The organism is Arthrobacter sp. UYNi723 (assembly GCF_054057635.1).
In genome coordinates this window covers 1-22016 of record NZ_JBSRZM010000040.1, presented here as the reverse complement: position 1 = coordinate 22016, position 22016 = coordinate 1, and the positions used below count along the sequence as shown (strand labels likewise).

23 protein-coding genes are annotated in these 22016 nt (G+C 65.8%); 16 read left to right on the top strand and 7 right to left on the bottom strand.

Translation table 11 applies throughout. The features are described from left to right. The first annotated feature begins 45 nt into the window (after positions 1-45). Positions 46-447, top strand: a complete 402-nt coding sequence (locus ACVWY0_RS20740; protein WP_485838364.1) for a YchJ family protein — start codon at positions 46-48, stop codon at positions 445-447. Here the strand turns inward: ACVWY0_RS20740 and ACVWY0_RS20735 are convergent. From ACVWY0_RS20735 to ACVWY0_RS20720, 4 genes are all read right to left on the bottom strand, one after another. Beyond that, complete coding sequence (locus ACVWY0_RS20735) at positions 444-1250, bottom strand: TIGR04086 family membrane protein (protein WP_485838363.1); 807 nt, start codon at positions 1248-1250, stop codon at positions 444-446. The genes ACVWY0_RS20740 and ACVWY0_RS20735 overlap by 4 nt on opposite strands. Positions 1251-1301: 51 nt before the next feature. Further along, the gene (locus ACVWY0_RS20730; protein WP_485838362.1) at positions 1302-3332 is read right to left on the bottom strand and encodes an acyl-CoA dehydrogenase family protein; all 2031 of its coding nucleotides are present in this window, start codon (positions 3330-3332) and stop codon (positions 1302-1304) included. 63 nt (positions 3333-3395) lie between these two features. Next, the gene (locus tag ACVWY0_RS20725) at positions 3396-3695 is read right to left on the bottom strand and encodes a hypothetical protein (protein ID WP_485838361.1); all 300 of its coding nucleotides are present in this window, start codon (positions 3693-3695) and stop codon (positions 3396-3398) included. Between the two features lie 172 nt (positions 3696-3867). After that, positions 3868-4272, bottom strand: a complete 405-nt coding sequence (locus tag ACVWY0_RS20720; protein ID WP_485838360.1) for a PepSY domain-containing protein — start codon at positions 4270-4272, stop codon at positions 3868-3870. A gap of 151 nt (positions 4273-4423) precedes the next feature. Here ACVWY0_RS20720 and ACVWY0_RS20715 point away from each other — a divergent pair, with 151 nt between their 5' ends. The 8 genes from ACVWY0_RS20715 to ACVWY0_RS20680 all read left to right on the top strand — a co-directional run bounded on the left by ACVWY0_RS20715 (position 4424) and on the right by ACVWY0_RS20680 (position 15592). After that, positions 4424-5884 (top strand): DUF3375 family protein, encoded by a 1461-nt coding sequence (locus ACVWY0_RS20715; protein ID WP_485838359.1) that lies wholly within the window; start codon positions 4424-4426, stop codon positions 5882-5884. A 2-nt stretch (positions 5885-5886) separates the two neighbouring features. Continuing rightward, positions 5887-6714: a DUF4194 domain-containing protein gene (locus ACVWY0_RS20710; protein ID WP_485838358.1), complete on the top strand. Its 828-nt coding sequence runs from the start codon at positions 5887-5889 to the stop codon at positions 6712-6714. After that, positions 6711-10178 (top strand): ATP-binding protein, encoded by a 3468-nt coding sequence (locus ACVWY0_RS20705; RefSeq protein ID WP_485838357.1) that lies wholly within the window; start codon positions 6711-6713, stop codon positions 10176-10178. The genes ACVWY0_RS20710 and ACVWY0_RS20705 overlap by 4 nt, the downstream gene beginning before the upstream one ends. A 182-nt stretch (positions 10179-10360) precedes the next feature. Further along, on the top strand, positions 10361-11452 hold the full coding sequence (locus ACVWY0_RS20700) for an iron-siderophore ABC transporter substrate-binding protein (RefSeq protein ID WP_485838356.1): 1092 nt from the start codon (positions 10361-10363) through the stop codon (positions 11450-11452). A 10-nt stretch (positions 11453-11462) separates the two neighbouring features. Continuing rightward, entirely contained in the window at positions 11463-12602 is a 1140-nt protein-coding gene (locus ACVWY0_RS20695; protein WP_485838355.1) for a FecCD family ABC transporter permease, read from the top strand. A 98-nt stretch (positions 12603-12700) separates the two neighbouring features. Continuing rightward, the gene (locus ACVWY0_RS20690) at positions 12701-13738 is read left to right on the top strand and encodes a FecCD family ABC transporter permease (RefSeq protein ID WP_485838371.1); all 1038 of its coding nucleotides are present in this window, start codon (positions 12701-12703) and stop codon (positions 13736-13738) included. 1 nt (position 13739) lies between these two features. Then, positions 13740-14555 carry an ABC transporter ATP-binding protein gene (locus tag ACVWY0_RS20685; protein WP_485838354.1) on the top strand — a complete coding sequence of 272 codons (816 nt, stop codon included), beginning with the start codon at positions 13740-13742 and terminating at the stop codon, positions 14553-14555. Continuing rightward, positions 14552-15592, top strand: coding sequence for a siderophore-interacting protein (locus ACVWY0_RS20680; protein WP_485838353.1), 1041 nt, complete (start codon positions 14552-14554; stop codon positions 15590-15592). Before ACVWY0_RS20685 ends, ACVWY0_RS20680 begins: the two co-directional genes overlap by 4 nt. Positions 15593-15727: 135 nt before the next feature. On the opposite strand, the gene ACVWY0_RS20675 is transcribed toward ACVWY0_RS20680, so the two are convergent. Beyond that, complete coding sequence (locus tag ACVWY0_RS20675; protein ID WP_485838352.1) at positions 15728-16489, bottom strand: glycoside hydrolase family 16 protein; 762 nt, start codon at positions 16487-16489, stop codon at positions 15728-15730. A gap of 583 nt (positions 16490-17072) precedes the next feature. Between ACVWY0_RS20675 and ACVWY0_RS20670 the strand changes: the two genes are divergently transcribed. Together ACVWY0_RS20670 and ACVWY0_RS20665 are read left to right on the top strand one after the other, a co-directional pair. Then, positions 17073-17936 carry an SGNH/GDSL hydrolase family protein gene (locus ACVWY0_RS20670; protein ID WP_485838351.1) on the top strand — a complete coding sequence of 288 codons (864 nt, stop codon included), beginning with the start codon at positions 17073-17075 and terminating at the stop codon, positions 17934-17936. 243 nt (positions 17937-18179) lie between these two features. Beyond that, positions 18180-18707, top strand: coding sequence for a TOBE domain-containing protein (locus ACVWY0_RS20665; protein WP_485838350.1), 528 nt, complete (start codon positions 18180-18182; stop codon positions 18705-18707). A 68-nt stretch (positions 18708-18775) separates the two neighbouring features. Here the strand turns inward: ACVWY0_RS20665 and ACVWY0_RS20660 are convergent, their stop codons facing one another. Beyond that, on the bottom strand, positions 18776-19063 hold the full coding sequence (locus ACVWY0_RS20660; protein WP_252599571.1) for a YciI family protein: 288 nt from the start codon (positions 19061-19063) through the stop codon (positions 18776-18778). An 82-nt stretch (positions 19064-19145) separates the two neighbouring features. Between ACVWY0_RS20660 and ACVWY0_RS20655 the strand changes: the two genes are divergently transcribed. The 5 genes from ACVWY0_RS20655 (at position 19146) to rpsN (ending at position 21440) form a co-directional block, all read left to right on the top strand. Then, positions 19146-19637, top strand: coding sequence for a MarR family winged helix-turn-helix transcriptional regulator (locus tag ACVWY0_RS20655; RefSeq protein ID WP_056342119.1), 492 nt, complete (start codon positions 19146-19148; stop codon positions 19635-19637). A 74-nt stretch (positions 19638-19711) separates the two neighbouring features. Further along, positions 19712-20473 carry an SGNH/GDSL hydrolase family protein gene (locus tag ACVWY0_RS20650; RefSeq protein ID WP_485838349.1) on the top strand — a complete coding sequence of 254 codons (762 nt, stop codon included), beginning with the start codon at positions 19712-19714 and terminating at the stop codon, positions 20471-20473. Positions 20474-20726: 253 nt separating this feature from the next. Further along, a complete protein-coding gene (rpmB, locus tag ACVWY0_RS20645) occupies positions 20727-20963 on the top strand; it encodes a 50S ribosomal protein L28 (RefSeq protein ID WP_056342125.1) in 237 nt (78 codons plus the stop codon). Continuing rightward, positions 20963-21130, top strand: a complete 168-nt coding sequence (rpmG, locus tag ACVWY0_RS20640; RefSeq protein WP_013602737.1) for a 50S ribosomal protein L33 — start codon at positions 20963-20965, stop codon at positions 21128-21130. The genes rpmB and rpmG overlap by 1 nt, the downstream gene beginning before the upstream one ends. A gap of 4 nt (positions 21131-21134) precedes the next feature. Next, on the top strand, positions 21135-21440 hold the full coding sequence (gene rpsN / locus ACVWY0_RS20635; protein WP_026266887.1) for a 30S ribosomal protein S14: 306 nt from the start codon (positions 21135-21137) through the stop codon (positions 21438-21440). 274 nt (positions 21441-21714) lie between these two features. Here rpsN and ACVWY0_RS20630 read toward each other — a convergent pair. Next, positions 21715-22016: hypothetical protein (locus ACVWY0_RS20630; protein WP_485838348.1), on the bottom strand; the 302-nt coding region annotated here is incomplete at its 5' end.

Below are 22016 nucleotides of genomic sequence, written 5' to 3'. Positions count from 1 at the left end.
ACGAGGCCGCCGGAAAGCGGTCCGGACAACCGCGACAGGAGCACCATGCCCGAGAATCCGATCAACGCCGGCCCGTGCGTTTGCCTGTCCGGCCAGGCCTACGCGGATTGCTGCGGACGGTTCCATAATGGCGGGGCCGAAGCCGCCACGGCGGAGCAGCTGATGCGCTCCCGCTACAGCGCGTTTGTCCTGCTGGAGGCCGAATACCTCCGGAAAACCTGGCACCCGGATACCGCGCCTTCGGATCTGGACCTGGACCCGGCCATGGAGTGGCGCCGCCTGGACATTCTGTCCACGAGCCGCGGCGGCCCATTGGATACTGAGGGGACCGTGGAGTTCAAGGCCCACTTCCGGCACGACGGCGAACGCGGAGTCCACCACGAAACCAGCCGTTTTGTCCGCGAGAACCGCCGCTGGTACTACGTCGACGCCGTGATGCTCGCCTAGGCCCCGCTGTACGTTTCGTCCGGCGTGAAGCCGGCGCGGTCCACCTTGCGGTGGAAGTGCATGCCCGCCAGGCCGCCGAGCACGGCACCGCCCAGCGCGACCAGGGCCACCACGACGGCGGCAATGATGCTGGTGAGGGTCAGTTCGCCTTCATTGATGGGGATGCGGGGGAAGCTGTTCAGGCTGGCCAGGACGTTGAACTGCTGCCCGGCGACGAGGCCCAGGATCGCGATAACCACCGCGGCTATGAGCGCCCAGATCCACACCATAAAGCCCTGCCTGGCGCCGTTGAACCGTGCCATCCGGCCGGCAACATAGCCTCCTGAGTAGTAGGAGATGAACAGGATCACCAGCAGGACGATGATGCCCACCAGCCCGACGGCGCCGTTCGTCGTCACCTGGTTAACGGCCTCGTTCACGTCGGTGTTGTTTGCCAGCCCCACGGCGGTTCCGGCTGCGGCCACAAACGCTGTGAGCAGGACGGCCATGCCGGTGGCAGCGAGCCAGCCGAAAAAGGCCGAACCTACCTTGATGCCGCCGAACTGGTCCTTCTCCCTGGCCACGGCCGTCTGCTGGTCGGTCAGGCGCGGATCCGTCAGGCGTGGATCCAGCACCGAAGCGTCGGTCACCGGCGCTTGGGCTGCCGGGTCATAGTCCTGCTCGGCATAGGGCGCCGGTGCCTGGTCGAAGGCGCGCGTGGGCTCGCCACTGGCGAAGGTTTGGTCACGCGCAGTTTCATTCCGTAGATTCTCGTTCCGCGTCGTCGGCGGAAATCTGTCCTCTGGGTCCGGTTGGCTGCTCATGGGTCAACTCAACCACTGCTGACCAGCGATAACAAGGATGCTTAGTAGTAGCTAGCGGTACTTCCGGTGCAGGTTTTCCTTGGTGGAGGCCCCCGGCGTGGCATCGGCGATCCACGGGCCGGTGCCCTCCGACGGATCCAGGACGCCCGCCTCAAGCCAGGTGTAATCCCCGGCCAGGACCTTGCGCGAAAGGATGTGGTCGCCGTCGTCCGTATTGCGCCACAGCTGGTCAAAGTACTCGTCTATACGGACGCGGGCCTGCTCGCAGTATGCCTCTGCCAGTTCGTAGGCACTGGCGGCATGTTCCGGCGTGGTGCGAAGGATCATTTCGGCCCGGGAACAGCAGGCGGCCATGGCGAACAGCTCGGCGCCGATGTCCACCACCCGGCCCAGGAAGGCCTGCTTATACTCCAGCTTCGCCTGCCAGCGGCCCATGCCGTAGAACGTCTGGCGGGCCAGCCGGCGCGAGGACCGCTCCACGAAGCGCAGCTGCTTGGCCAGCCTGCCGAAGTCACTGTACGACCGGGGATCCATTCCGGCGCCGGCCACCAGTTTGGGCAGCCAGCGGGCATAAAAACCTGAAGCCCCGACGGCGGCCCTCGCCTTGTCCTGGAGGCTCGCGTCCACGGACGCAAGGTCCCCGACGGCGGCAAGGTGGGCGTCCACGGCTTCCCGGGCGATGAGGAGTTTCATGATCTCGGAGGAGCCCTCGAAGATCCGGTTGATCCGGAGGTCGCGCAGCTGCTGCTCGGCCGGAACCGCGCGTTCGCCCCGGGCTTCCAGGGACTCCGCCGTCTCGAAGCCACGGCCGCCGCGGATCTGGACCAGCTCGTCGGCGATCCGGTAGCTGATCTCGGAGCACCACAGCTTGGCCAAGGCAGCCTCGATCCGCACGTCCTTCTGCCCGGCGTCGGCGAGTTCCGCGGACAGTTCGAAGACGGCGTCCAGGGCGAAGGCGGATGCGGCGATGAAGGCGATCTTCTTGCCCACAGCCTCGTGTTTGCCCACCGGCTGGCCCCACTGGGTGCGGGCGTTGGACCATTCCCGGGCGATCTTCAGGCTCCAGCGGCCGGACGCGACGCACAGCGCCGGCAGGGAAAGCCTGCCTGTGTTCAGCGTGGTGAGGGCGATCTTCAGGCCCTGGCCCTCGCGGCCCAGCCTGTTTGCCGCGGGCACCCGCACCTGGTGGAAGCGGGTGACGCCGTTTTCGATCCCACGCAGCCCCATAAACGTGTTGCGGTTCTCCACGGTGATGCCGGGGGAGTCCATTTCCACCACAAAGGCGCTGATGCCGCCCTTATGTTCGGTGCCTTCCGCATCGGTGTGGGCCGGCACCACGGCCATCACCACCACCAGCTCGGCAATCACGCCGTTGGTGGTCCAAAGTTTCACGCCGTCCAGGACGTAACTCCCGCCGTCGTCCGTGGGAACGGCGGTGCTTCCCATCCGGGCGGGATCGCTGCCCACGTCCGGTTCCGTCAGGAGGAAAGCCGTGATGGCGCCGGCGGCGCAGCGCGGCAGGTACTCGCGCCTCTGGTCCGGCGTGCCAAAGACCTTCACGGGCTCGGGGACGCCGATGGACTGGTGCGCGGAGATCAGGGCGCCAATGCTGGGGTGGACACTGCCGAGCAGCGCCAAGGCCCGGCCGTAGTAGACCAGGGACAAGCCGAGTCCGCCGTACTCCTGCGGGATCTTCATGCCAAAGACGCCCAGGCCTGCCAGGCCCTGGAGGTGCTCGTCCGGGATCCTGGCGTCGCGTTCGATCACGCGGCCGGACATGGTGCGGGCGTACTCGGTGAGGCGCTCCATGAAGGCCTCACCGCGTTCCACGTCATCGGCGTTCGCTTTCGGCCAGGGGTGGATGAGGCTGAGGTCGAAATTCCCCAGATAGAGTCCTTTGGCGAAGCTGGGCCGGTCCCAGTCGAGCTCGCGGGAGGCTTCAGCAAGTGCCCGGGCGTCCGCCGCGGTGGCTTCGGGCCCGATATTGGCCGAGGCGACGGGGACTTCGGCGTCAGGGGCATCCGTGGCAGGAACTTCGGTGGCAGGTGGGTTCGTGGCGGGACTGTCAGTGGCGAAGCTCATGGGGTATCTCCTCTGACCGGGATGGCCGGTTCAAGCCATGGATCCGCCGGGTTGGAGAACCCTTCAGCTGTCTCTCAACATTACCCGCGGGTAGCTTCCAGTGCTAGGGGATGGCTGGCCCTGGAAGTCCCCCGGGGATCCGGTGGAGGCGTGGTGGACCAGCCTGTCCCAGCCGCTGTTGATCCCGTGGACCACCGTCAGCAGCGTCGTGGAGGCGAGGAACCAGGCGAGCTTGCCCACGCCAACCATGACCAGGGCCAGGAAGCCCGCTGTCAGGACGAAGGCCACTAGGACCAGGGCAAACACCAGGGTTCCGATGAACACCATGGTGGCCGTCTCCACTGCACTTAAGTCGAACTGCATTGTTCCCCCTGCTGCGCCGTTGCTTCGGTTGAGATCAGTAGCATGAGCGTAGGGGGTGCTTAGGCGTCCCAGCCAGACCTGCCCCGCCGTCACGGCGGGTTGATGCGGGATCGCAATGCTACCGGGACGTAGGTCACGGAGCGGTCGCGGAAGTCACTGTCCGTGCTTGCCTTCAGTCGTCGTCGAACTCCGGGGCGGCCTGGTTCAGGACCGCGAAGTCGGCGCCGAGCCCCACTTCAACCTGGGAACCGTTGTCCAGCCTGACTTCAACCTCGTACGCGACGTTCCCGTCATTTTCCCGTTCCACCTCGATGACACTGCCCTGGCCCACCCTGGCCAATGCGGCGTTCGCGGCCTGGTCCCGGTCCGCAGTGTTAAGTGGTGCCAGATTGGAATCGTCGTCCCATTCGGTCCCCGGGACGGTGGACACCGGCACTGACCGGTCGACGTTGACCCCGATCTTGCTCAAGGGCTGATCTCCGCTGGTCCGCGTGCTCGCAGCGACCGCCACTGTCGCGCCACCCAGAATGACTGCCGCAGCCGCCAGGCCGGTGATCAGTGCAGCTTTTTCACGCATGACAAACTCCTCTCAGGTGATCTAAACAGTGTGCTCCCGCGGCCAGCAAGGTACAACGATTATTCGGTCGCGGGGCCTGCGTTAACCTTGTAGTTGGCAGTTTTCGCGATCCGCGCTGCCCAACCATCCCCCAGCAGCTGAAGGAGAGTGCGTGCCCCGCTCCGCCAGGTCATCCGCTGACGCGATCAGTGCCCGGCTCCGGGACCTCGAACTCCTCACAAAGGGACCCGCCTGGGCCCTGACGCGCTCGGCGCCCTGGGTGATCGCGGTGCTGCAGGCATCCTTTACCCGCACCCGTCCGCAGCTTCCGCTCGAGGAGTTCCACGCCGACGTCGACTCCTTCCTTGAGCAGCTCCGGCGCCAGGAGCCCGGGCCGGGTGGTGCCGCCATCGGCACGTCGTCCGGCAGGAACTATGCGGACGAGTGGACACGCAAGCATTTCCTGACCCGCCGCAACCAGTCGGGGCAGATCGTTTACGAGGTCACCGAGCCGGCCGCCCGCGTGCTTGCATTCCTGGACAGCCTCTCCAGCGAGCGGTCCACGCTGAACGGTTCCCGGCTGGGCACGCTCCTGGGCGATGTGGAGAAGCTGGCCAACGAGACCAATCCGGACCAGAGTGCCCGGCTGGAATCCCTTGAGGACGAGATCGGCGAACGGCAGCAGCTGATCGAGGACATCAGCTCCGGCGACTTTGACGGCCTGCTGGACGACGACGAAGCGGTGGAAGCCGCCGGGAACATCCTGGACCTCGCTGCCGGCCTGCCCGCCGACTACAAAAAGATGCGCGACCGCATCGAGGAACTGGTGGGCGAGCTGCGCAACCAGATCATCGAGGAGTCGCTGAGCAAAGGCGCCACCATGGCGCAGGTGCTCGACGCGGACAAGCGGCTGCGGCAGAGCCCCGAGGGCAGGACCTTCCGCTCCTTCACCGCATTCCTGGAAGACCCGCAGCAGCAGCTCCGGTTCCGGTCGGCCATCGGTGAGGTCCTCAGCCGGCAGTTCGCCGACGACCTTTCGCCGGAAGACCGCGAGACGCTCAAGAACCTGGTGGCCGAGCTCCGCCACCAGCACAGCCAGATCCAGCGGATTTACGGCAAGCTCAGCGAAAGCCTGAACACCTACGTCCAGAGCGACGACTTCCGCCAGTCCGTCCGCCTCCGGAAGGTGCTGCGCGAGGCCGAGCAGGCCATCAGGTCCCTGCCGTATGAACGCGAACGGCCGGGACTGGTCCGCGGTCCGGTGCTGTTCAACGCCGGGTTCGAATCGCTGGCCATGGTCAAGCTCTACGACCCGGACGAGTTCGCCGTGCCGCCCAAGCTCGCGGATCCCATTGCCTTCAGCGACTCCGACCGCGTGCGCTCGCCGAGGACGGGCAAAGCACGTCCCGACGCCATCCGGGCCGCCGTGGCCGGTGCGTCCACCCTGGCCGAGGCCTGGGGACAGCTGCCGCCGGAGGAACAGCACATCAACTCCATCCGCGCACTCCTCTCGCACGCCCTCCAGGATGGCGCGGCCTTTGACCGCGATGCCTGGGACGGCCTGGACTACGAACAGATCGACGGCACCACCCGCACGGCGTACCTGCCGGTGGTCACCCTCAAGAAGGATTGACGATGACTGAAGAAATTACGACGGCGGCGCCCCCGGCGGTCGACCCCGAAACTGCGGTGGGCGAGCCTGAAATTCCGGTGGTCCAGCGCAGCGGCGGAGTCACGCCCCGCGACACGTTTGTGGACGGCGCCGCACTGTTTCCCGGCGATACCGGCGTGCTCTCCATGAAGGTGCGCCAGGCGCTGGTCAAGCTGCTCAAGGGTCCGTATGTCGACGGCGGACGCGACGAAAAATTGTGGACCACGCTGTTGGACAACCAAACCATCCTGCGCAGCCGCCTGTCCGAGCTGTTCCTAACCCTGCAGCTGGACCACGAGCGCAAGTTCGCCGTCCTGCGCCCGGTGGATCCTGAGGCCATCGGCGGCAGCAGCCGGTCGAGCATCCTACGCCAACAGCGTGCGCTGAGCCGGGTGGAGACCATCGTGCTGCTCCGCCTGCGGATGCTGTTGGACCGCCACGTCACGGCCCAGACCGATGCCACCATCACCCGGGAGGAAATCGCTGACCTCGTGGCCCACTACCAGCCCGCCGGACAGCAGGACGCGCTGCGGGATTCGGACGTGGTCACCCGCGCCATCACCAAGCTCCTGGCCCGCCAACTGCTCCTAACTACTGGCCTGGACGACGTCTACACCATCTCCAACGCCCTCCCGCTGGCCCTCCCCTTCGAAAACATCGGCGACATCCCCGCCCAAATCGAAGCCCTGGTAGCAGCCACCACAGACCCCACAGGCACAGAAGCGCTGATAGAGCTCGACAACGAGACTGGCGCCGAGGACGACGACGCCGGCGGTGCGTCCCCAGCCACAACAACGGAGGAAGCCAAGTGAGCATCGCAACCATGCTGCCGATGGGTGAGCTCACGAACCCCGGCCAGATGCGCCTTGCCTTGGTGCAGGTGGTCAACTGGGGCACGTTCCATGGGGCCCACACGATGCACGTGGACCGGAACGGAACCCTGCTGACGGGCAACTCGGGCGTGGGCAAGTCCACGCTGTTTGATGCCATGCTGCGGGTGTTCGATGCCCGGCCGCGCTCCAACGAGGCCGCGGCCCAGCGTGCCGGCGGTGCTGTGGAGGACAAGAGGACCACCTTCACGTACATGCGCGGCAAGGTGGGCGACAAAGCGGTGGGCGAAGGCTCGGCCAGCGCGTTCCAGCGCCCCGGTGCCACCTGGTCCGCCGTCGCCCTGACATTCGATAACGCGGCGGGCACGCGCATCACGGTGTCCGCCTTGTTTGACCTGCCCAAAAACGGCACCGATTCCAGCGTTGGGCGTTTCTACCTGATCGACAGCAAGCCGCTGGACCTGCCGGCCATCGAGGACATCGCCGACAAGCGCTTCACCAAGGCTGCGCTGGAGACGATCTTCCCGGACGCCCAGATCTTCGATGTCCACAAGGCCTTCGCGGAGCGTTTCCGCCGCCTCCTGGGCATCAGTTCGGACCAGGCATTGCCGCTGCTGCGTGTGATCCAGGCCGGCAAGGGCCTGGGCGGCAGCGTCAATACCTTCTTCCGCGACCAGGTCCTGGACGCCCCCGCTACCCTCGCCGCGGCCGATGACGTGGTGGAGGAATTCAGCAACCTCATGTCCATCCGGCAGCGGCTGGAGGACGTGCGGCAGCAGCGGGACCAGCTGGCCCCCGTGCCCGGCCTGAACAAGGAATACGCGCAGTCGCTGCTGGCCGCGAACCGGCTCCGTGAGCTGTCCGGCGAGGAATTCGAAGCCTATAAACAGCAGCTCGCCGTCACGGTGCACCAGAAAACACTGGCCCGGTTCAAGGAGCTGGCCCAGGCGAAAGCCAAGGAGCTGGGCGCGGAACGCTCGGTCCGGGACGGGCTGGCTAAGGAACTGCGCCAGCTGGAGACCGATTACAACAACCAGGGCGGCAACGCGATCTCCGCGATCGAGCAGTCGCTGGACAACGCCAGGGTGGGTCTGCGGCTCCGCGAACAGGTGGAGGAAGCGGCCCGCAAGGCCCTGTCCGACGCCGGGCTGCAGCTTGAGTGGACCGCAGAGGGCTGGGAGCAGGCCCACGAGCAGGCTGCCGCCAGGTCGGCCGAGCTCAAGGATGACTCCCAGGCCCTGCAGGAGCTCCGCTTCGAAGCCTTCGACGGCCACGCCACCAAAAAGCGTGAGCTGGCGGCGGCCCAGCAGGAGCTGCTGTCCCTGAAGACGCGCAAGTCCCTGCTGCCGCCGTCGAGCATTGAAAACCGTGCTGCCATCGCCGCGGCCACCGGCGTTCCTGAGGACCGGATGCCGTTCGGCGGCGAGCTGATGGACCTCGCCGAGGGGGAGGAACACTGGCGGCCCGCCGCGGAGCGTGCCCTCCGGAACCTCGCCACCACGCTGCTGGTCCCCGGCGAACATTTTGCCGCGGTGACCCGCTACCTGAACGACAACAAGGTACGCGGCGCCCTGCGCGCGGTGGACGTGTCCAAGCCGCTTGCGGGCGGCGCCCTCGCTGTGGAGGACGCGCACGACGGCGACCTGCTCACCAAGCTGGACATCCTCGCCAGCGGCGCGGTGGCGGACGCCGGGGAATGGATCCGGGAGCGGATCGCCCTCGATTTCGCCTACCCGTGCGTCGAGGACCCCAACGAGCTGGCCTCACTGGACAAAGGCCTGAGCCTGGGCGGTGTGGTCAAACGCAACCGGCACACGGTAGAGAAGGACGACCGTTTCACCAGCCGCCAGGACTACGTGCTCGGGTTCGACAACGCCACCAAGCTGGAACTCGTGGCCGCCCAGGTGGAGGACCTGCAGCAGGAACTCGCCAAGGCCGCCGAGCTGGCGCAGAGCCGTGAAGAGTCGCACCAGGGCATGAGCCGGCAGCTCGATGCCCTCCGCCGAATCGCGGAGGACCACCGGCCCTGGGAACAGGTGTCAGCTGCCGTCGCCGCCGTTGAACTCGCCCGGATTGAACAGCGGCTCAAGGATGCCCTCGCGGCCCAGGCCGACCTGGAACCGCTGCGGGCCAACATCGAAACGGCGCGGCAGAAACACCAGGCCAGCACCGAAGCCGCAGCCGTCCTGCAGAGCGAATACAAGGCTCTGGACCGGCAGCTGAGCACCGCCGATTCGCTGCTGGAAGCCGCGCGTGCCCGCCTGGAGCAGGCGCCGCCGTCGGCCGCCACCGTTACCGCGCTGGAACCGTACTTCACCGACTTCGGCGACGTCGGCGAGATGCATGAGCTGGACAACCTGGCCAACCGCGTCCGGACGGCGCTGCTCGGGGAGCTGCACGCCGCCGAGACGCGCGGGCAGGCAACGTCCGAGCGGCTGACCCGGATCTTCGAGGGATTTGTGCGCGAGTGGGGCTCCGCGATCTCCGCGGACCACGGCACCTCCATCGGGGCCGCGGGGGAGTTCGAAGGCCGCTACCACGCCATCATCAGCGACGGCCTGCCCGCCCAGGAGTCCGAGTTCCGGCAGTTCTTCAACCAGCGCACGCATGAATCGTTCAGCACGCTGCTGCACCTGCTGGACGAGGAGCGGCGGTCCATCACCAGCCGCATCCTGCCGCTCAACGGCATCCTGTCTGAGGTCAACTTCCATGAGGGCAGCTTCCTGGAACTGGACATCAAGCAGACCCTGCCGGCCACGGCCAAGCAGTTCAAGGACGCCATCCAGAACGCGCTGAAGGCCCGGCACACTCGGCCCGCCCGCGCCGGATCCGGCCCGGAAAGCGGGGGAGGCGACGACGCCGAGCTCACCGCCCGGTACAAGACCCTCGAAACGCTCGTGAAGCGGCTCGGCTCGCCCACCCCGGAAGACCGGCGCTGGCGCGCCGAAGTGCTGGATGTCCGCGGGCACCTGTTCATCCAGTGCAAGGAGCACCGGGACGTGGCCGGGCCGGCGTCGGGCAGGAAGGGCGGCGGCAAGCGGACCGACGTCTACATGCACGCCGACACCGGCTCCATGTCCGGCGGCGAGCGGCAGCGTTTCACGGCGTTCATCATGGCCGCGGCGCTGAGCTACCAGCTGGGCATCGCGGAGCAGGGTTTCACCACGTACGGCACCGTGATGATGGACGAGGCGTTTGTGCTGGCGTCGGAGGAGTTTGCCGGCGCCGGGATCAAGGCGCTGCACGAGTTCGGATTTCAGCTGCTGCTGGCCGCTCCGGAGAACGTGATCGACCTGTCCCGGCACCTGGGCTCCGTGACGGAGATCCTGCGGGACAAGCGCACCAACCGCTCCGGCGTGCTCACCGCTCCGGTGATCCGGCCCAGGCCCGGGTCCGAGGGCGTCTGGCGGTCCGAGGCGAACCCCGTGGACATCGTGCTCCGCTGACCCCGACCCTCTCTCACTTCCTGTCGGTTTTTCACGAACGCTCTTGCACCTGGTGCGAGAGCGTTCGGGCAGCGGGCTGTGCGCTTCGTCACGTAGAGCTATTAAGTTACGGAAACCTTGCGTAATGCTTAGGAGGGTAGGCTAGCCTTACTTAGGTTCGCATCATTCACCTAAGGAGTTCCGTGACTTCCCCCCTCTTCTCCGGCCCGAGTGCCACCCGCCGCATGCTGTTCAAATCAGCCGGCAAGGCAACGGCCGTCCTGGCCGCAGCGGCACTGACCCTCTCCGCCTGCTCCACGGGACCCGCGTCCTCCACCTCGGACGTCGGCACGTCCAGCTCCAGCAGCTCGCAGTTCCCGGTCACCATCAAGCACGTCTTCGGTGAAACCACCGTCAAGGAACAGCCCAAGCGCGTAGTCACCGTTTCGTGGGTCAACGACGACGTTGCCCTTGCCCTCGGCGTTGTTCCGGTGGGCGTCCCCAAGAACGAATGGGGCGGCAACGAGCAGGGCTCCACGCCGTGGAAGGACGCGGCGCTGAAGGAACTCGGCGCGGGCTTCGGTTCCGACAAGGCTCCGGTCCAGTTCTCGGAGGCTGATGGCATCAACTTCACCGAGATCGCCAAGCTCACCCCGGACGTCATCCTGGCCGCCTACTCCGGCCTTACCGAAGAGGACTACAAGAAGCTCAGCGAGATCGCCCCCGTGGTGGCGCACCCGGAGATTGCCTACGGAACGTCATGGCAGGATTCCACCTCCATCATCGGCAAGGCCCTGGGCAAGGAGGCTGAGGCTACCAAGCTCATCGCCGATACTGAGGCCACCGTCAAGACGGAAGCTGCCAAGTACCCGCAGATCGCCGGCAAGAGCTTCGTCTACGGTTACACCGATCCCTCGGACCTCACTGCCACGGGCTTCTACACCGCCAATGACAACCGTCCGAAGTTCCTCTCAGCTATCGGGATGAAGCTGGCCCCGGTAGCCGAGAAGGCTTCCGCCGGCTCCAAGGACTTCTTCGTGCCGTGGTCCGCCGAGAAGGCCAACGAACTTGAGGCCGATATCTTCCTGAGTTCGGTTGAGGATGCCGCGACCGCTGCGGCCGTCAAGAGCGACCCCCTGCTGGGCCAGATTCCGGCCATCAAGAACGGCGCGTTCGTTGCCGATGCGGACAAGAGCCTCGTCCTAGCAATCTCCGCCTCCTCGCCGCTGAGCCTGCCGTGGGCGCTGGACACGTTCCTCCCGCAGCTCGCCACCGCCGCGGATGCAGTGAAGTAAGCACCGCTCCATGACGGAAAGTACGACGACGGCACCCGCCGGACAGCGCGAACGGACACTTGGGACCCCGATCGGGTCGCAACGAGGGCCCCAAGTGTCCGTTCGCGCCGGTCGACTGGCTAGCGCCGGTCGATTGGCTAGCGCCGGCGGGAAGGCCAGAACCAGGCAGGTTGCCTGGCTGCTGGCCGCCGTCGTCGTACTTTCTTTATTAGCCGCCGCTTCCCTGGCCATCGGCGCCCGGGGCCTTTCCCTGGCCACTGTGTGGCAGGCGCTCACCCAGTTCGACGCCGCCAACGGGGACCACGCCGTGGTCCACGCGCGCATCCCCCGCACCGTCCTCGGCATACTTGCCGGCGGTGCCCTGGGCCTGGCCGGCGCCGCCATGCAGGGCGTTGCCCGCAATCCGCTGGCAGATCCAGGCATCATGGGTGTCAATGCCGGCGCCGCGCTGGCCGTGGTCACCGGCATCTACCTTTTCGGCGTCACCTCCCTGAGCGGCTACATCTGGTTCGCATTCATCGGCGCCGGAGCCGCCGCCGTCGTCGTCTATCTCGTCGCGTCCATGGGCCGGGACGGTGCGACGCCGGTCAAGCTCGCCCTCGCCGGAGCCGCGCTCAGCGCCGGGCTCTATTCCCTGATGAGTGTCATTCTCGTCTCCAGCCAGGACACCCTGGACCGCTTCCGTTTCTGGCAGGTGGGCGGGATCTCCGGCCGCGACTGGGCAGTGGTGCTCCCGGGCCTCCCGTTCCTGGCCGTCGGGGTGCTCATAATTCTGGGCACCGGCCGCATCCTCAACAGCCTCGCGTTGGGTGACGACATCGCCCGCGGCCTGGGCCAGCGAGTGGGCCTGACCCGGGTCGTCACCGCCCTGGGCATCGTGCTGCTGTGCGGCTCCGCGACGGCCTTGGCAGGGCCCATCGGCTTTGTTGGCCTGGTCATTCCGCACGCGGTCCGCTCACTCACCGGCCCCGACTACCGCTGGATACTGCCTTTCTCCCTGGTCCTCGCTCCGGCACTCTTGCTCGGCGCGGACATCATCGGCCGCGTTGTGCTGCTTCCCGGCGAGGTCCCGGCCGGCATCATGACCGCACTCGTGGGTGCGCCCGTCTTCGTCTGGCTCATCCGCCGCGGCAAGGGGGCCGGGCTGTGACCACCTCCACCGGACGCGAACTGGCAGGGCGCGAACTGGCAGATAACCCCCTCAAAACCGCGAAAACAGGGGATTATCTGCCCGTTCGCGGACCCCTGATGCGCCGGACCATCCTGAACCGGACCGCCGCCCTGGCCCTCGGCGTCGTGGTCATGTTCGCCATCTACGTGCTTCTGGGCAGCTACACCGTGACCATCCCGGACTTTTTCAAGATCCTCATAGGACACCTGACCGGCGGCGAAAGAATCCCGGGCGCAAGCTTCATTGTCATGGAGAACAAGCTGCCCCGGGCCGTCCTCGGCGTGATGATCGGCGCCGCGTTCGGCCTCTCCGGCGGCCTGTTCCAGACCATGCTCCGCAACCCGCTGGCCAGCCCCGACGTGATCGGCATCAGCTACGGAGCCAGCGCGGCCGCGGTCACCGCCCTCGTGATCTTCGGCGCCACCGGTCCCGCCGTGTCCGGAGCGGCACTTGGCGGCGCGCTGGGCATCGCAGCGCTGATCTACGCCATCTCCCGCGGACCGTCACTGGGCTCAGGCGGCGGCAACCGGGGGAACGCCGCGGGCAACCGGCTGATTCTGGCCGGTGTGGGCATCGCCGCGGCACTGCACGCGGTGGTCAACTTCATGATGACCCGTGCGGACATCCGCACGGCAGCTGACGCACTCGTATGGCTCAACGGCTCCCTCAACTCCGCCAACTGGGACCGGGCGGGCATGCTCTCCTTGGCGCTGCTGGTCCTGGTCCCCGCCGTCATCGCCCTTGCCGGGCCGCTGCGCATCCTGGAACTCGGCGACGACGCCGCGGCCGGGCTGGGCATCCGCGTCGGGTTCACCCGCCTCGCCGTGGTGGTCACCGCCGTCGCACTCGCCGCAGTGGCGACGGCGGCTGCCGGGCCGGTCTCGTTCGTCGCCTTCCTGGCCGGCCCGATCGCCCGGCGCTTCACCCGCAAGGCCAGCCTCCCGGCGTCGGCCCTGGTGGGTGCGCTCATTGTCCTCACCGCCGACTACGTCGCGGCCAACCTCGCCCCCTTGCTGCTGGACGGCACCGTGCTGCCCGTCGGCGTTATCACCGGCGCGCTCGGTGCCCCGTTCCTGCTGTGGCTTCTGGTCACGGCCAACCGAAAGGATGCCTGACATGGCCGTTCTTAGCGCCAAGGACCTCACCCTCAAATACGACCAGCGCTGCGTGGTGGACGGCCTCACGGCGGATATCCCCGAGGGCAAGGTGACCATGATTGTGGGCGCCAACGCCTGCGGTAAATCCACGCTCCTTCGCGGCCTGTCCCGCCTCCTCAAACCCGCCTCCGGCACGGTGACCCTGGACGGCAAGGACATCCACGCCCGCCCGGCCCGTGAACTGGCGCGCACCCTGGGCCTCCTCCCGCAGCACCCCACCGCGCCGGACGGCATCGCTGTCCGCGACCTCGTGGGCCGCGGTCGGTATCCGCACCAGGGCTTCTTCCGCAGCTGGAGCAGCGAGGACGACGCCGCCGTACAGCGCGCGCTCGAAGCGACGGAAACGCTGGAACTCGCTGAGCGGAACGTCGATGAACTGTCCGGCGGCCAGCGCCAGCGCGTCTGGATCGCCATGGCGCTCGCCCAGGAAACCGACGTGCTCCTGCTGGACGAACCCACCACATACCTGGACTTGGCGCACCAGGTGGAAGTCCTGGACCTGGTCACGGATCTGAACCGCAAGCGCGGCACCACCGTGGCCATCGTCCTGCACGACCTGAACCTGGCGGCACGCTACGCGGACCATGTCATCGCCATGAAGGGCGGCGAGATCGTGGCCCTGGGTGACCCCATAACTGTTGTCACCGAAAAGCTGGTCCGCGACGTTTTCGGCCTTGAGTCCCGGGTGATTCCCGATCCCGTCTCGGGCACACCCCTGATCATCCCCATCGGCCGCCACCACGCCGCCGCAACCGAACTGGAGCTCGTTTCATGAAGACCCGCGACATCGCCGCCACCGAGCCCATGACCCTGGCCTTCGAGGTGACCGTTTCCTCGGTGCAGGAGCTGAGCCCCAACTTCCGCCGGATCACCTTCGGCGGCTACTCGCTGCGGGACTTCGGCGTTAACGGCGACACCCTCGACCTGCGGATCAAGCTGATGATCCCTTCCCTGGCGTCCGACGGCACAAAGCTGCCGCTGCCGGTCTTCGAAATGGCGCAGGCCGGCTGGTACCAGGAATGGCTGGCCATGGACCCCGCAGTCCGCGGCTCGATGCGCACGTACACGGTCCGCCAGTCCCGGCTCGATGCCGTTTATCCCGAAATTGACGTTGACTTTGTGATGCACTTCGACGCCGACGGCCACGGCGGTCCCGCCGCGAACTGGGCCCAGAACGCCCAGCCGGGCGACGCCATCACTATCATCGGCCCCAACAGCCGAGCCGCCCAGTGCTACACCGCCGAGGTCTACGGTGGCATCGAGTGGCGGCCCGGAATGGCCCAGCGTGTCCTGCTCGCCGGCGACGAAACCGCCATCCCCGCTATCTCCGCCATCCTCGAAAGCCTGCCGTCCTACATGACCGGCCACGCCCTCCTGGAAGTACCGGAAGCCGGCGACTTCCTCGACCTCAAGACGGTCGCCGACATCGACATCACCTGGCTTGCCCGCGGCGCCGCCATTGGCCGCTCACGCCCGCACGGCGAGCTGCTGCAGCAGGCAGTGCGCACTGCAGTTCCCGTTCCCGGCTGGGTGGGCATCAAAGCGTCCGACGCCGGCGCGGGCCCGGAGCCCGAAGACGTCGATGTGAACGTGGACATCCTCTGGGAGACCCCCGCGCGGATGGAAACAGCCGAAATCGAGGCCACCAAGAACCCCGACATGCCTGCCGGCGCCATGCCTTTCTACGCCTGGATCGCCGGTGAGGCTGCCGTCATCAAGGACATGCGGCGGTACTTGGTGCGGGACGTGGGGATCGACCGGAAGCAGGTTGCTTTCATGGGGTACTGGCGCCAGGGTAAGGCCGAGGTCTAGCCGAGCGCTTCTGGCCCTTCCCCTACCACCGGGATCTTGATGAATCATCACCTTAACGAACCACGGTCGTTGCCACTCCCGAAAGTCAGGGTGTTACACGACCGCTGGAACTCGCCAGGTCCCGGTGGGCCTGTCTTACCGGTAGACGCGGACCCAATCGACCTGCATCTGCGAGGGCTTGGTGGCGGAGCCGTCCGGGAACCAATCCAGCTGCAATGTCTGCTTCATGGCGACAGAGGGCTGGTGCGCCGGGTTCGGGTCAGTGAAGGTCTTTACTCCGTCGACGTATCCGCTGATGCCGGCCGGGGTCCACTCCACCGCGTAGTTGTGCCACTGTGTGCCATCGACGGGCGTCGCCGCTGAGGTCTGGAAATCCGCTCCACCACAGGCGTAGTGCAGGAAGAACCTCATCACGGAGGTGACTGAGCTGCCCTCGGCATAATCGATCTCGGCACAGTTCGGGGCAGCGTTGTTGTTAAGGATCAGGACCGGGTGGTATTTCGGGTCCCGTGAATTGGTTTTCATGCGCGTTTCCCAGCGGCCATACCTTTGTTCCGCGAACTTTGCCGACATGCCGCCCGTGGTGCCGGCTGCGTCTCCGCTAACGGTGGCCACGCCGTTGGCAACCGACCAAGCCTGGGGACTGCGCAGGCCTTTGCCTGCATGCCCTGCACTGTTATAGACACTCCATTTTGTCCGGTCCGGTGCGCCGGTGTTGGAGAATTCGTCGCCCGTCAGGACCGGGCCCCAACCGAAGGCGGCAGCTGCCTGGGCACCGTCACCCGTCGTCGCGAGACTCTGGCTGGCTGGGGGCACCACCGTCGCCGGGGCCGGGGCCGGGGCCGCGGCCGGCGCAGGCGCCGAGGCCACGGCTGCCGCCGGGGTTGCCCCCGCCAAAGCGGGGGTCTGGCCGCTGCTCGAAGCCGTGGGCGCCGGAGACGCTGCGGCTGAAGACGCCGTGGCTGCGGCAGTGGGGGCTGGAGTGGCAGGTGCGGACGCGCGGCCAGCCGAGGATGGGGCAGACGCCCCATCGGTCGTAGGGGCTAGGCCGCATCCTGTCAGGGACAAAGCACCCATGGTCGTTATGATGGCTATTTTCTTGAACAAGATACCTCCGGGCTAGGACTGGAAGAAACTACTGATGCACTTGAGACGATGAAAGTGCGGAAAGCATCCTTGGGCCCCTTGGTAGGGCCGGAGCTAGCAGGCGCCGAAGGGGCGCAGCGGGGGTCCAGTGATCGGGCGCCCGGGGCCCTGCATTAGGGCCAGCCGCCAACGTTACCTGATCGTGACCATCGGTCGCAAAAATGTGACAAAGGCTGGGCAGCGGCTGATGATCAGTGGCGGCGGCTCGATGGACACGCCTAGCACCCGGCACTGCAAACGCTCCCTCGCGCTCTGCCTCTAGGTCTCAGCCCTTCTGCACATCCTGTTGCTGTCCGTTTACCTTGGCGTTTCTTTGGGCGGTTACTTTCAGTGGATGGGTTCTAATCCTTTACTTTCGGACCGTGAGGGCCGGCGGGTGTTTGTCGCTTTGGGGGACTCGTTTACAGAAGGCGTCGGGGACCGGGATGAGCGTCTGCCCAACGGGGTCCGGGGGTGGGCTGACCGGGTGGCCGAGAAGCTGGCCAAGGCTGAGCCGGGGTGGGAATATGCCAACCTTGCCATCAGGAGCAAGCGCCTGCGTCACGTCATCACCGACCAGCTGGAACCGGCGCTGGCCATGAGGCCCACGCTGATCACGCTGTACGCCGGCGGAAACGACATCCTGGACATCGGCACGGACATGGCTGCCCTGATGGACGAGTACGAGGACCTCGTGGCGCGACTCGCCGGGACCGGGGCCACGGTGATCCTGTTCACCGGCTTCGACGTCAAAGTCTCGGCCGTTCTGGAGCTGCTGAAGAAGCGGAACACGGTCTACAACCAGCGCGTCCGCGAGATCTCTGCGAAATACGAGACGGTCCTGGTGGATTACTGGTGCCTGGACGCCTTCCATGACCGGCGGATGTGGGACTCGGACCGCCTCCACATGTCCAAGGCGGGCCACAAGTACCTCGCAGGGCAGGTGCTGGACCAGCTCGGGGTGCCCCACAAAATCCGGCTCAAGGACTGGGACCCGCCGGCGCGGCTCAGCCTCCGGGAGTGGGAACAACGGCAGCGTCGTTGGGTTAATGACTGGGTGCTGCCGCTTTTTGGCCGCAAAATCAGGGGCGTCACGCTGGGGGATGCGCTGGCGCCGCGCTGGCCGGAGCCCGTCAAGGTGCCGCGGAAGCGCGGGCTGAAGAAGCTGATGGACCGGGACGCGGTGCTGAAGAACAGCCCGAAAGCAAGTGGTTTGTAAACAGCCGTTGACTTGTGTGCAACATCACAGATCCTGTTGCGGCACTGACGACGACTCAACGCGTCAGCTCTAGTCCGCTCAGCGCTGCGTGGACCGTTTGGGGCGTGAACCGCCGCCGTCGGGATGCCAGCGTGAACGCGGAATCCCCAACCTGCCCCTTCGGCACACGGCGTCCTTTGGCGTGCGCCGGGAGGGCCACAGCCTTGAGAGGCACCACCGCGATGACTGACAGTTCCCTTCATTTTGACCGCAGGAAACTCCGTCCTTTTCGTCACGCACGACCAGGACGAGGCCATGGCCATGTCGGACCGGATCGTGGTCATGAAGGACGGCAGGATCGTCCAGTCGGGCCGGCCCGAAGAGGTCTACAACCACTCGCTCACGGACTGGGTGGCCAGCTTCCTGGGCGACACAAACCTCATCCCCTGCACCGTCCTGGAGCTCAGGGACGGCGAGGCGCTGGTTGGCCTCGGCGGCCTGGGCCTGGGCAGGGTTCGCGACCGCGGCGTCACCGGCGAGAAATACGCCGTGTCCATCCGTCCGGAAAACCTCAAGTTCAGCTCCGAGGCAAGCACGGACAACTGCGGCAAGGCGTCGCTGGTCTCCTCGACCAACCTGGGCGCCACGGTGCGCCACCGCCTGACGGCTGGCGGCCACGAGCTCCAGGTGCGCGAACTCAGTTCAGATGCGACGGGTCGGCCCGCGCCAGTCGCGGAGTTGTTCGTGACCTGGGAGCCGGACAAGGCGCAGCTGCTGGTTCTGGAGCAGTAGGTGCTTCCGGGGAACTGCCGGGAATGCCGGGCAGTTCCCCGGAGCCTGCTGGCGCAGGGGCCAGGGGCCTAGGTGTCCAGCAGGTTTTCGTAGCCCTCTGCCACGGTCGTGGCGGTGAATTCGATAACTTCGAACTCGGCCACGCCGTTGCTGTAGAAAGGGTCCTTGGCCAACGCAGCATCCAGTGTGGTTCGGTCGGCCTTGGACAACAGCACGCCGCCCACCGCGGGAACCAGGCGTCCGGACGCAAGGAACACGCCGTCGTCGAACGCCTGCTTAACCCACGCCATATGCGCAGGGCGGTGATAGTCCACGATGTCTTCGGGCACCTTGTAGGTCAGCGATACAACAAACATAAAGTCAGCCTACCCGGATGGGTCCACGGGAACTGGTGCGTCACTTGAACGCTCAACCACGCTCTGCTTCTAGAATGGACGCATGACCGAACCGCGCTGGCTCAACGCCGACGAACGCCGTGCCTGGCTGGCACTCCTGAGCATCAACACGCTGCTGCCGGCTGCCCTGGACAACCAGCTGCACACCGCCGGCAAGGTGTCCCTGTTCGATTACAACGTCATGGCCATGCTGTCCGAGGCCGAGGGCCGCTTCCTGCCGATGAGCCAGCTGGCCGCCCGCACGAGTTCGTCGCTGTCCCGGCTCTCGCATGTTGTTGCCAAACTGGAGAAGCGCGGATGGCTGGAGCGGCGTCCGCACCCCCGCGATGCACGGGTCACCACCGCACACCTGTCCGACGTCGGGATGGCCACTTTGGAGGCACTCGCACCGGGGCACGTGGAGGCGGTGCGCACCAAGTTCCTGGACGCGCTGACGGAACGCGACGTCAATGACCTCGCCCGCATCGGCGAAAAGATCGTTGCCCGGCTGGACGATGACCACTGGATCCTGCGCGAGACCGAAAGCCGGCCATAAGCCGTCGCCCTGATGGACACCGTCCGGACAGGCCCGCCTTGGTTGCTCCCGGCAACAAATGAAAGACTGACGCCATGGACTTTTCGACCCGGTATGTAGCGCTCGGCGACTCTTTCACGGAAGGGGTCGGGGATGACGACCCGAGCCGCCCCAACGGCGTCCGCGGCTGGGCGGATCGCGTGGCGGAGCAGCTGGGCGCGGCGGATCCCGGCTTCGGCTACGCCAACCTGGCCATCCGCGGCAGGAAGCTCCGCCAGATCATGGCAGAACAGGTGGACGCCGCCGTCGAACTTAACCCCACCCTGGTGACCATTTACGCAGGTGCCAACGACATTCTGCGGCCCAGGATCGACATCGACGATCTGCTGGCGGAGTACGACGCCGGCATCCGCAAGCTGGCGGCCACCGGCGCCACAGTGGTGATGTTCAGCGGCTTCGACGCACGCGGCTCGAAGGTCTTCAGCACTATGCGCGGCCGCACCGCCATCTACAACGAACTGGTCCGCGGCATTGCCGGGGACCATGGAGCGTTGCTGGTGGATTACTGGCGCTTTAACGAGTACTACGACTGGGGCATGTGGGCCCAGGACCGGATGCACATGTCCGCCGCCGGGCACGCCAACATGGCCAAACGCGTCCTTACCGTCCTGGAGCACGACCACTCGATCGAAGTCCCGCCCATGACCCCGGTGCCCGAGCTGAACCGGGCCGAAGCCCTCCGCGCAAACGCCCGCTGGGTCCGCGAATTCGCCGGCCCGTGGGTTGTCCGCCGTGTCACCGGCAAGTCCTCGGGCGACGGACTGGCGCCCAAGTACGCCCAGCTCACCCGCCTCTGAAGCAGCGCCCTCTTATACACCGTCCGAGCACGGATTGGTCTTTAATTGCGTGAACTCGTAGACTTGGTGAGCGCTAAGTGCGCGGAGCGTGCGCAATTGCTCCGGTGGCCCGGTAATTTTCTCCAGGGTAGCCGGTAGTTAGGGGCTCAAGTTGCGTGACTAACCGTTCACCCTGATCACTTTGGGTCGCACTTAGCCGCATGATCCTGCAGCAGATATGCGGATCATTACATTCAATTCTTGAGGAGAAGTCATGGCAGCACACTGCCAAGTGACCGGAGCCGAGCCGGGCTTTGGGCACAGCATTTCGCACTCGCACCGTCGCAACAAGCGTCGGTTCGATCCGAACATCCAGAAGAAGCGCTACTGGGTTCCGTCCCTGCGCCGTAATGTCACGCTGCAGCTTTCTGCAAAGGGCATCAAGACCATTGACGTACGCGGCATCGACGTAGTCGTCGCCGCCATCCTTGCTCGGGGAGTGAAGCTCTAATGGCTAAGGACAAGGACGTACGTCCGATCATCAAGCTCAAGTCGACTGCGGGCACGGGTTACACCTACGTGACGCGGAAGAACCGTCGTAACGACCCGGACCGCATGGTTCTGAAGAAGTACGATCCCAAGATCCGTCAGCACGTCGAATTCCGAGAGGAGCGCTAAACACATGGCTAAGAAGTCAATGATCGCAAAGAACGAACAGCGTAAAGTCATCGTTGAGCGTTACGCTGCAAAGCGCCTCGAACTGAAGAAGGCTCTGGTTGACCCCAACTCGACCGACGAAGTTCGCGAAGCAGCACGCCTCGGCCTGCAGAAGCTTCCCCGCAACGCGTCGCCCGTCCGTCTGCGTAACCGCGACATCATCGACGGCCGTCCCCGCGGTACCTTCCAGAAGTTCGGTATCTCCCGTGTTCGCTTCCGCGACATGGCTCACCGCGGTGAGCTCCCGGGCATCACCAAGTCTTCCTGGTAATCCAGCACCGCTGATTCCAGCTGCTTGAGAAGGGCCGGCAACCGTTTGGTTGCCGGCCCTTCTGCGTTTAAGGCCTCCGGTGCTTGAGGCCCCGGTGATCGAGCTTGTCGAGATCCGTTAGAGGTGTCGGCCAATGTGCCGCAGCACACAGAACTCACGTACGACGGCGGCGCAGGGTTTTAGGTGCCGATACCGGCTTTGGGCCCGGAATGGCGGGGTTTCGACCTGGTGTGGGGGTGGATTTGCGGTGGGGGTTGGGTGGGTGTATTGTTTTCTAAGTCGCCGCGAGGGGAACAGCGAAGAGCTGGTTACCGCGGGCGGCCAAACCCCCTAATTCAAGACCAAATGTTGGTTGTTCTTTTGAGCGCCTCGGTTTGGTGGGGATGTGTTTTCTGCTGGTGCGGGTCCTGGAATATGGATTTGCATCGGGGCGGGAAACCGGGTAAGTTTGAAAAGTTGCTCCGGAGCGATCCACGGCCGATTGGTTGTGGTGGTGCCGGGTGTGTCTGTTGTTTGAGAACTCAATAGTGTGCCAAGTTTGTTGATACCAATTTATTGTATTGAATTGGTTGAATT

Excerpts from the sequence above, each read along its gene's own strand:
- ACVWY0_RS20740 (WP_485838364.1), top strand. The coding sequence starts at position 46 with ATGCCCGAGAATCCGATCAACGCCGGCCCGTGCGTTTGCCTGTCCGGC.
- ACVWY0_RS20735 (WP_485838363.1), bottom strand. The coding sequence starts at position 1,250 with ATGAGCAGCCAACCGGACCCAGAGGACAGATTTCCGCCGACGACGCGG.
- ACVWY0_RS20730 (WP_485838362.1), bottom strand. The coding sequence starts at position 3,332 with ATGAGCTTCGCCACTGACAGTCCCGCCACGAACCCACCTGCCACCGAA.
- ACVWY0_RS20725 (WP_485838361.1), bottom strand. The coding sequence starts at position 3,695 with ATGCAGTTCGACTTAAGTGCAGTGGAGACGGCCACCATGGTGTTCATC.
- ACVWY0_RS20720 (WP_485838360.1), bottom strand. The coding sequence starts at position 4,272 with ATGCGTGAAAAAGCTGCACTGATCACCGGCCTGGCGGCTGCGGCAGTC.
- ACVWY0_RS20710 (WP_485838358.1), top strand. The coding sequence starts at position 5,887 with ATGACTGAAGAAATTACGACGGCGGCGCCCCCGGCGGTCGACCCCGAA.
- ACVWY0_RS20695 (WP_485838355.1), top strand. The coding sequence starts at position 11,463 with ATGACGGAAAGTACGACGACGGCACCCGCCGGACAGCGCGAACGGACA.
- ACVWY0_RS20690 (WP_485838371.1), top strand. The coding sequence starts at position 12,701 with ATGCGCCGGACCATCCTGAACCGGACCGCCGCCCTGGCCCTCGGCGTC.
- ACVWY0_RS20685 (WP_485838354.1), top strand. The coding sequence starts at position 13,740 with ATGGCCGTTCTTAGCGCCAAGGACCTCACCCTCAAATACGACCAGCGC.
- ACVWY0_RS20680 (WP_485838353.1), top strand. The coding sequence starts at position 14,552 with ATGAAGACCCGCGACATCGCCGCCACCGAGCCCATGACCCTGGCCTTC.
- ACVWY0_RS20670 (WP_485838351.1), top strand. The coding sequence starts at position 17,073 with ATGGGTTCTAATCCTTTACTTTCGGACCGTGAGGGCCGGCGGGTGTTT.
- ACVWY0_RS20660 (WP_252599571.1), bottom strand. The coding sequence starts at position 19,063 with ATGTTTGTTGTATCGCTGACCTACAAGGTGCCCGAAGACATCGTGGAC.
- ACVWY0_RS20655 (WP_056342119.1), top strand. The coding sequence starts at position 19,146 with ATGACCGAACCGCGCTGGCTCAACGCCGACGAACGCCGTGCCTGGCTG.
- ACVWY0_RS20650 (WP_485838349.1), top strand. The coding sequence starts at position 19,712 with ATGGACTTTTCGACCCGGTATGTAGCGCTCGGCGACTCTTTCACGGAA.
- rpmB (WP_056342125.1), top strand. The coding sequence starts at position 20,727 with ATGGCAGCACACTGCCAAGTGACCGGAGCCGAGCCGGGCTTTGGGCAC.
- rpmG (WP_013602737.1), top strand. The coding sequence starts at position 20,963 with ATGGCTAAGGACAAGGACGTACGTCCGATCATCAAGCTCAAGTCGACT.
- rpsN (WP_026266887.1), top strand. The coding sequence starts at position 21,135 with ATGGCTAAGAAGTCAATGATCGCAAAGAACGAACAGCGTAAAGTCATC.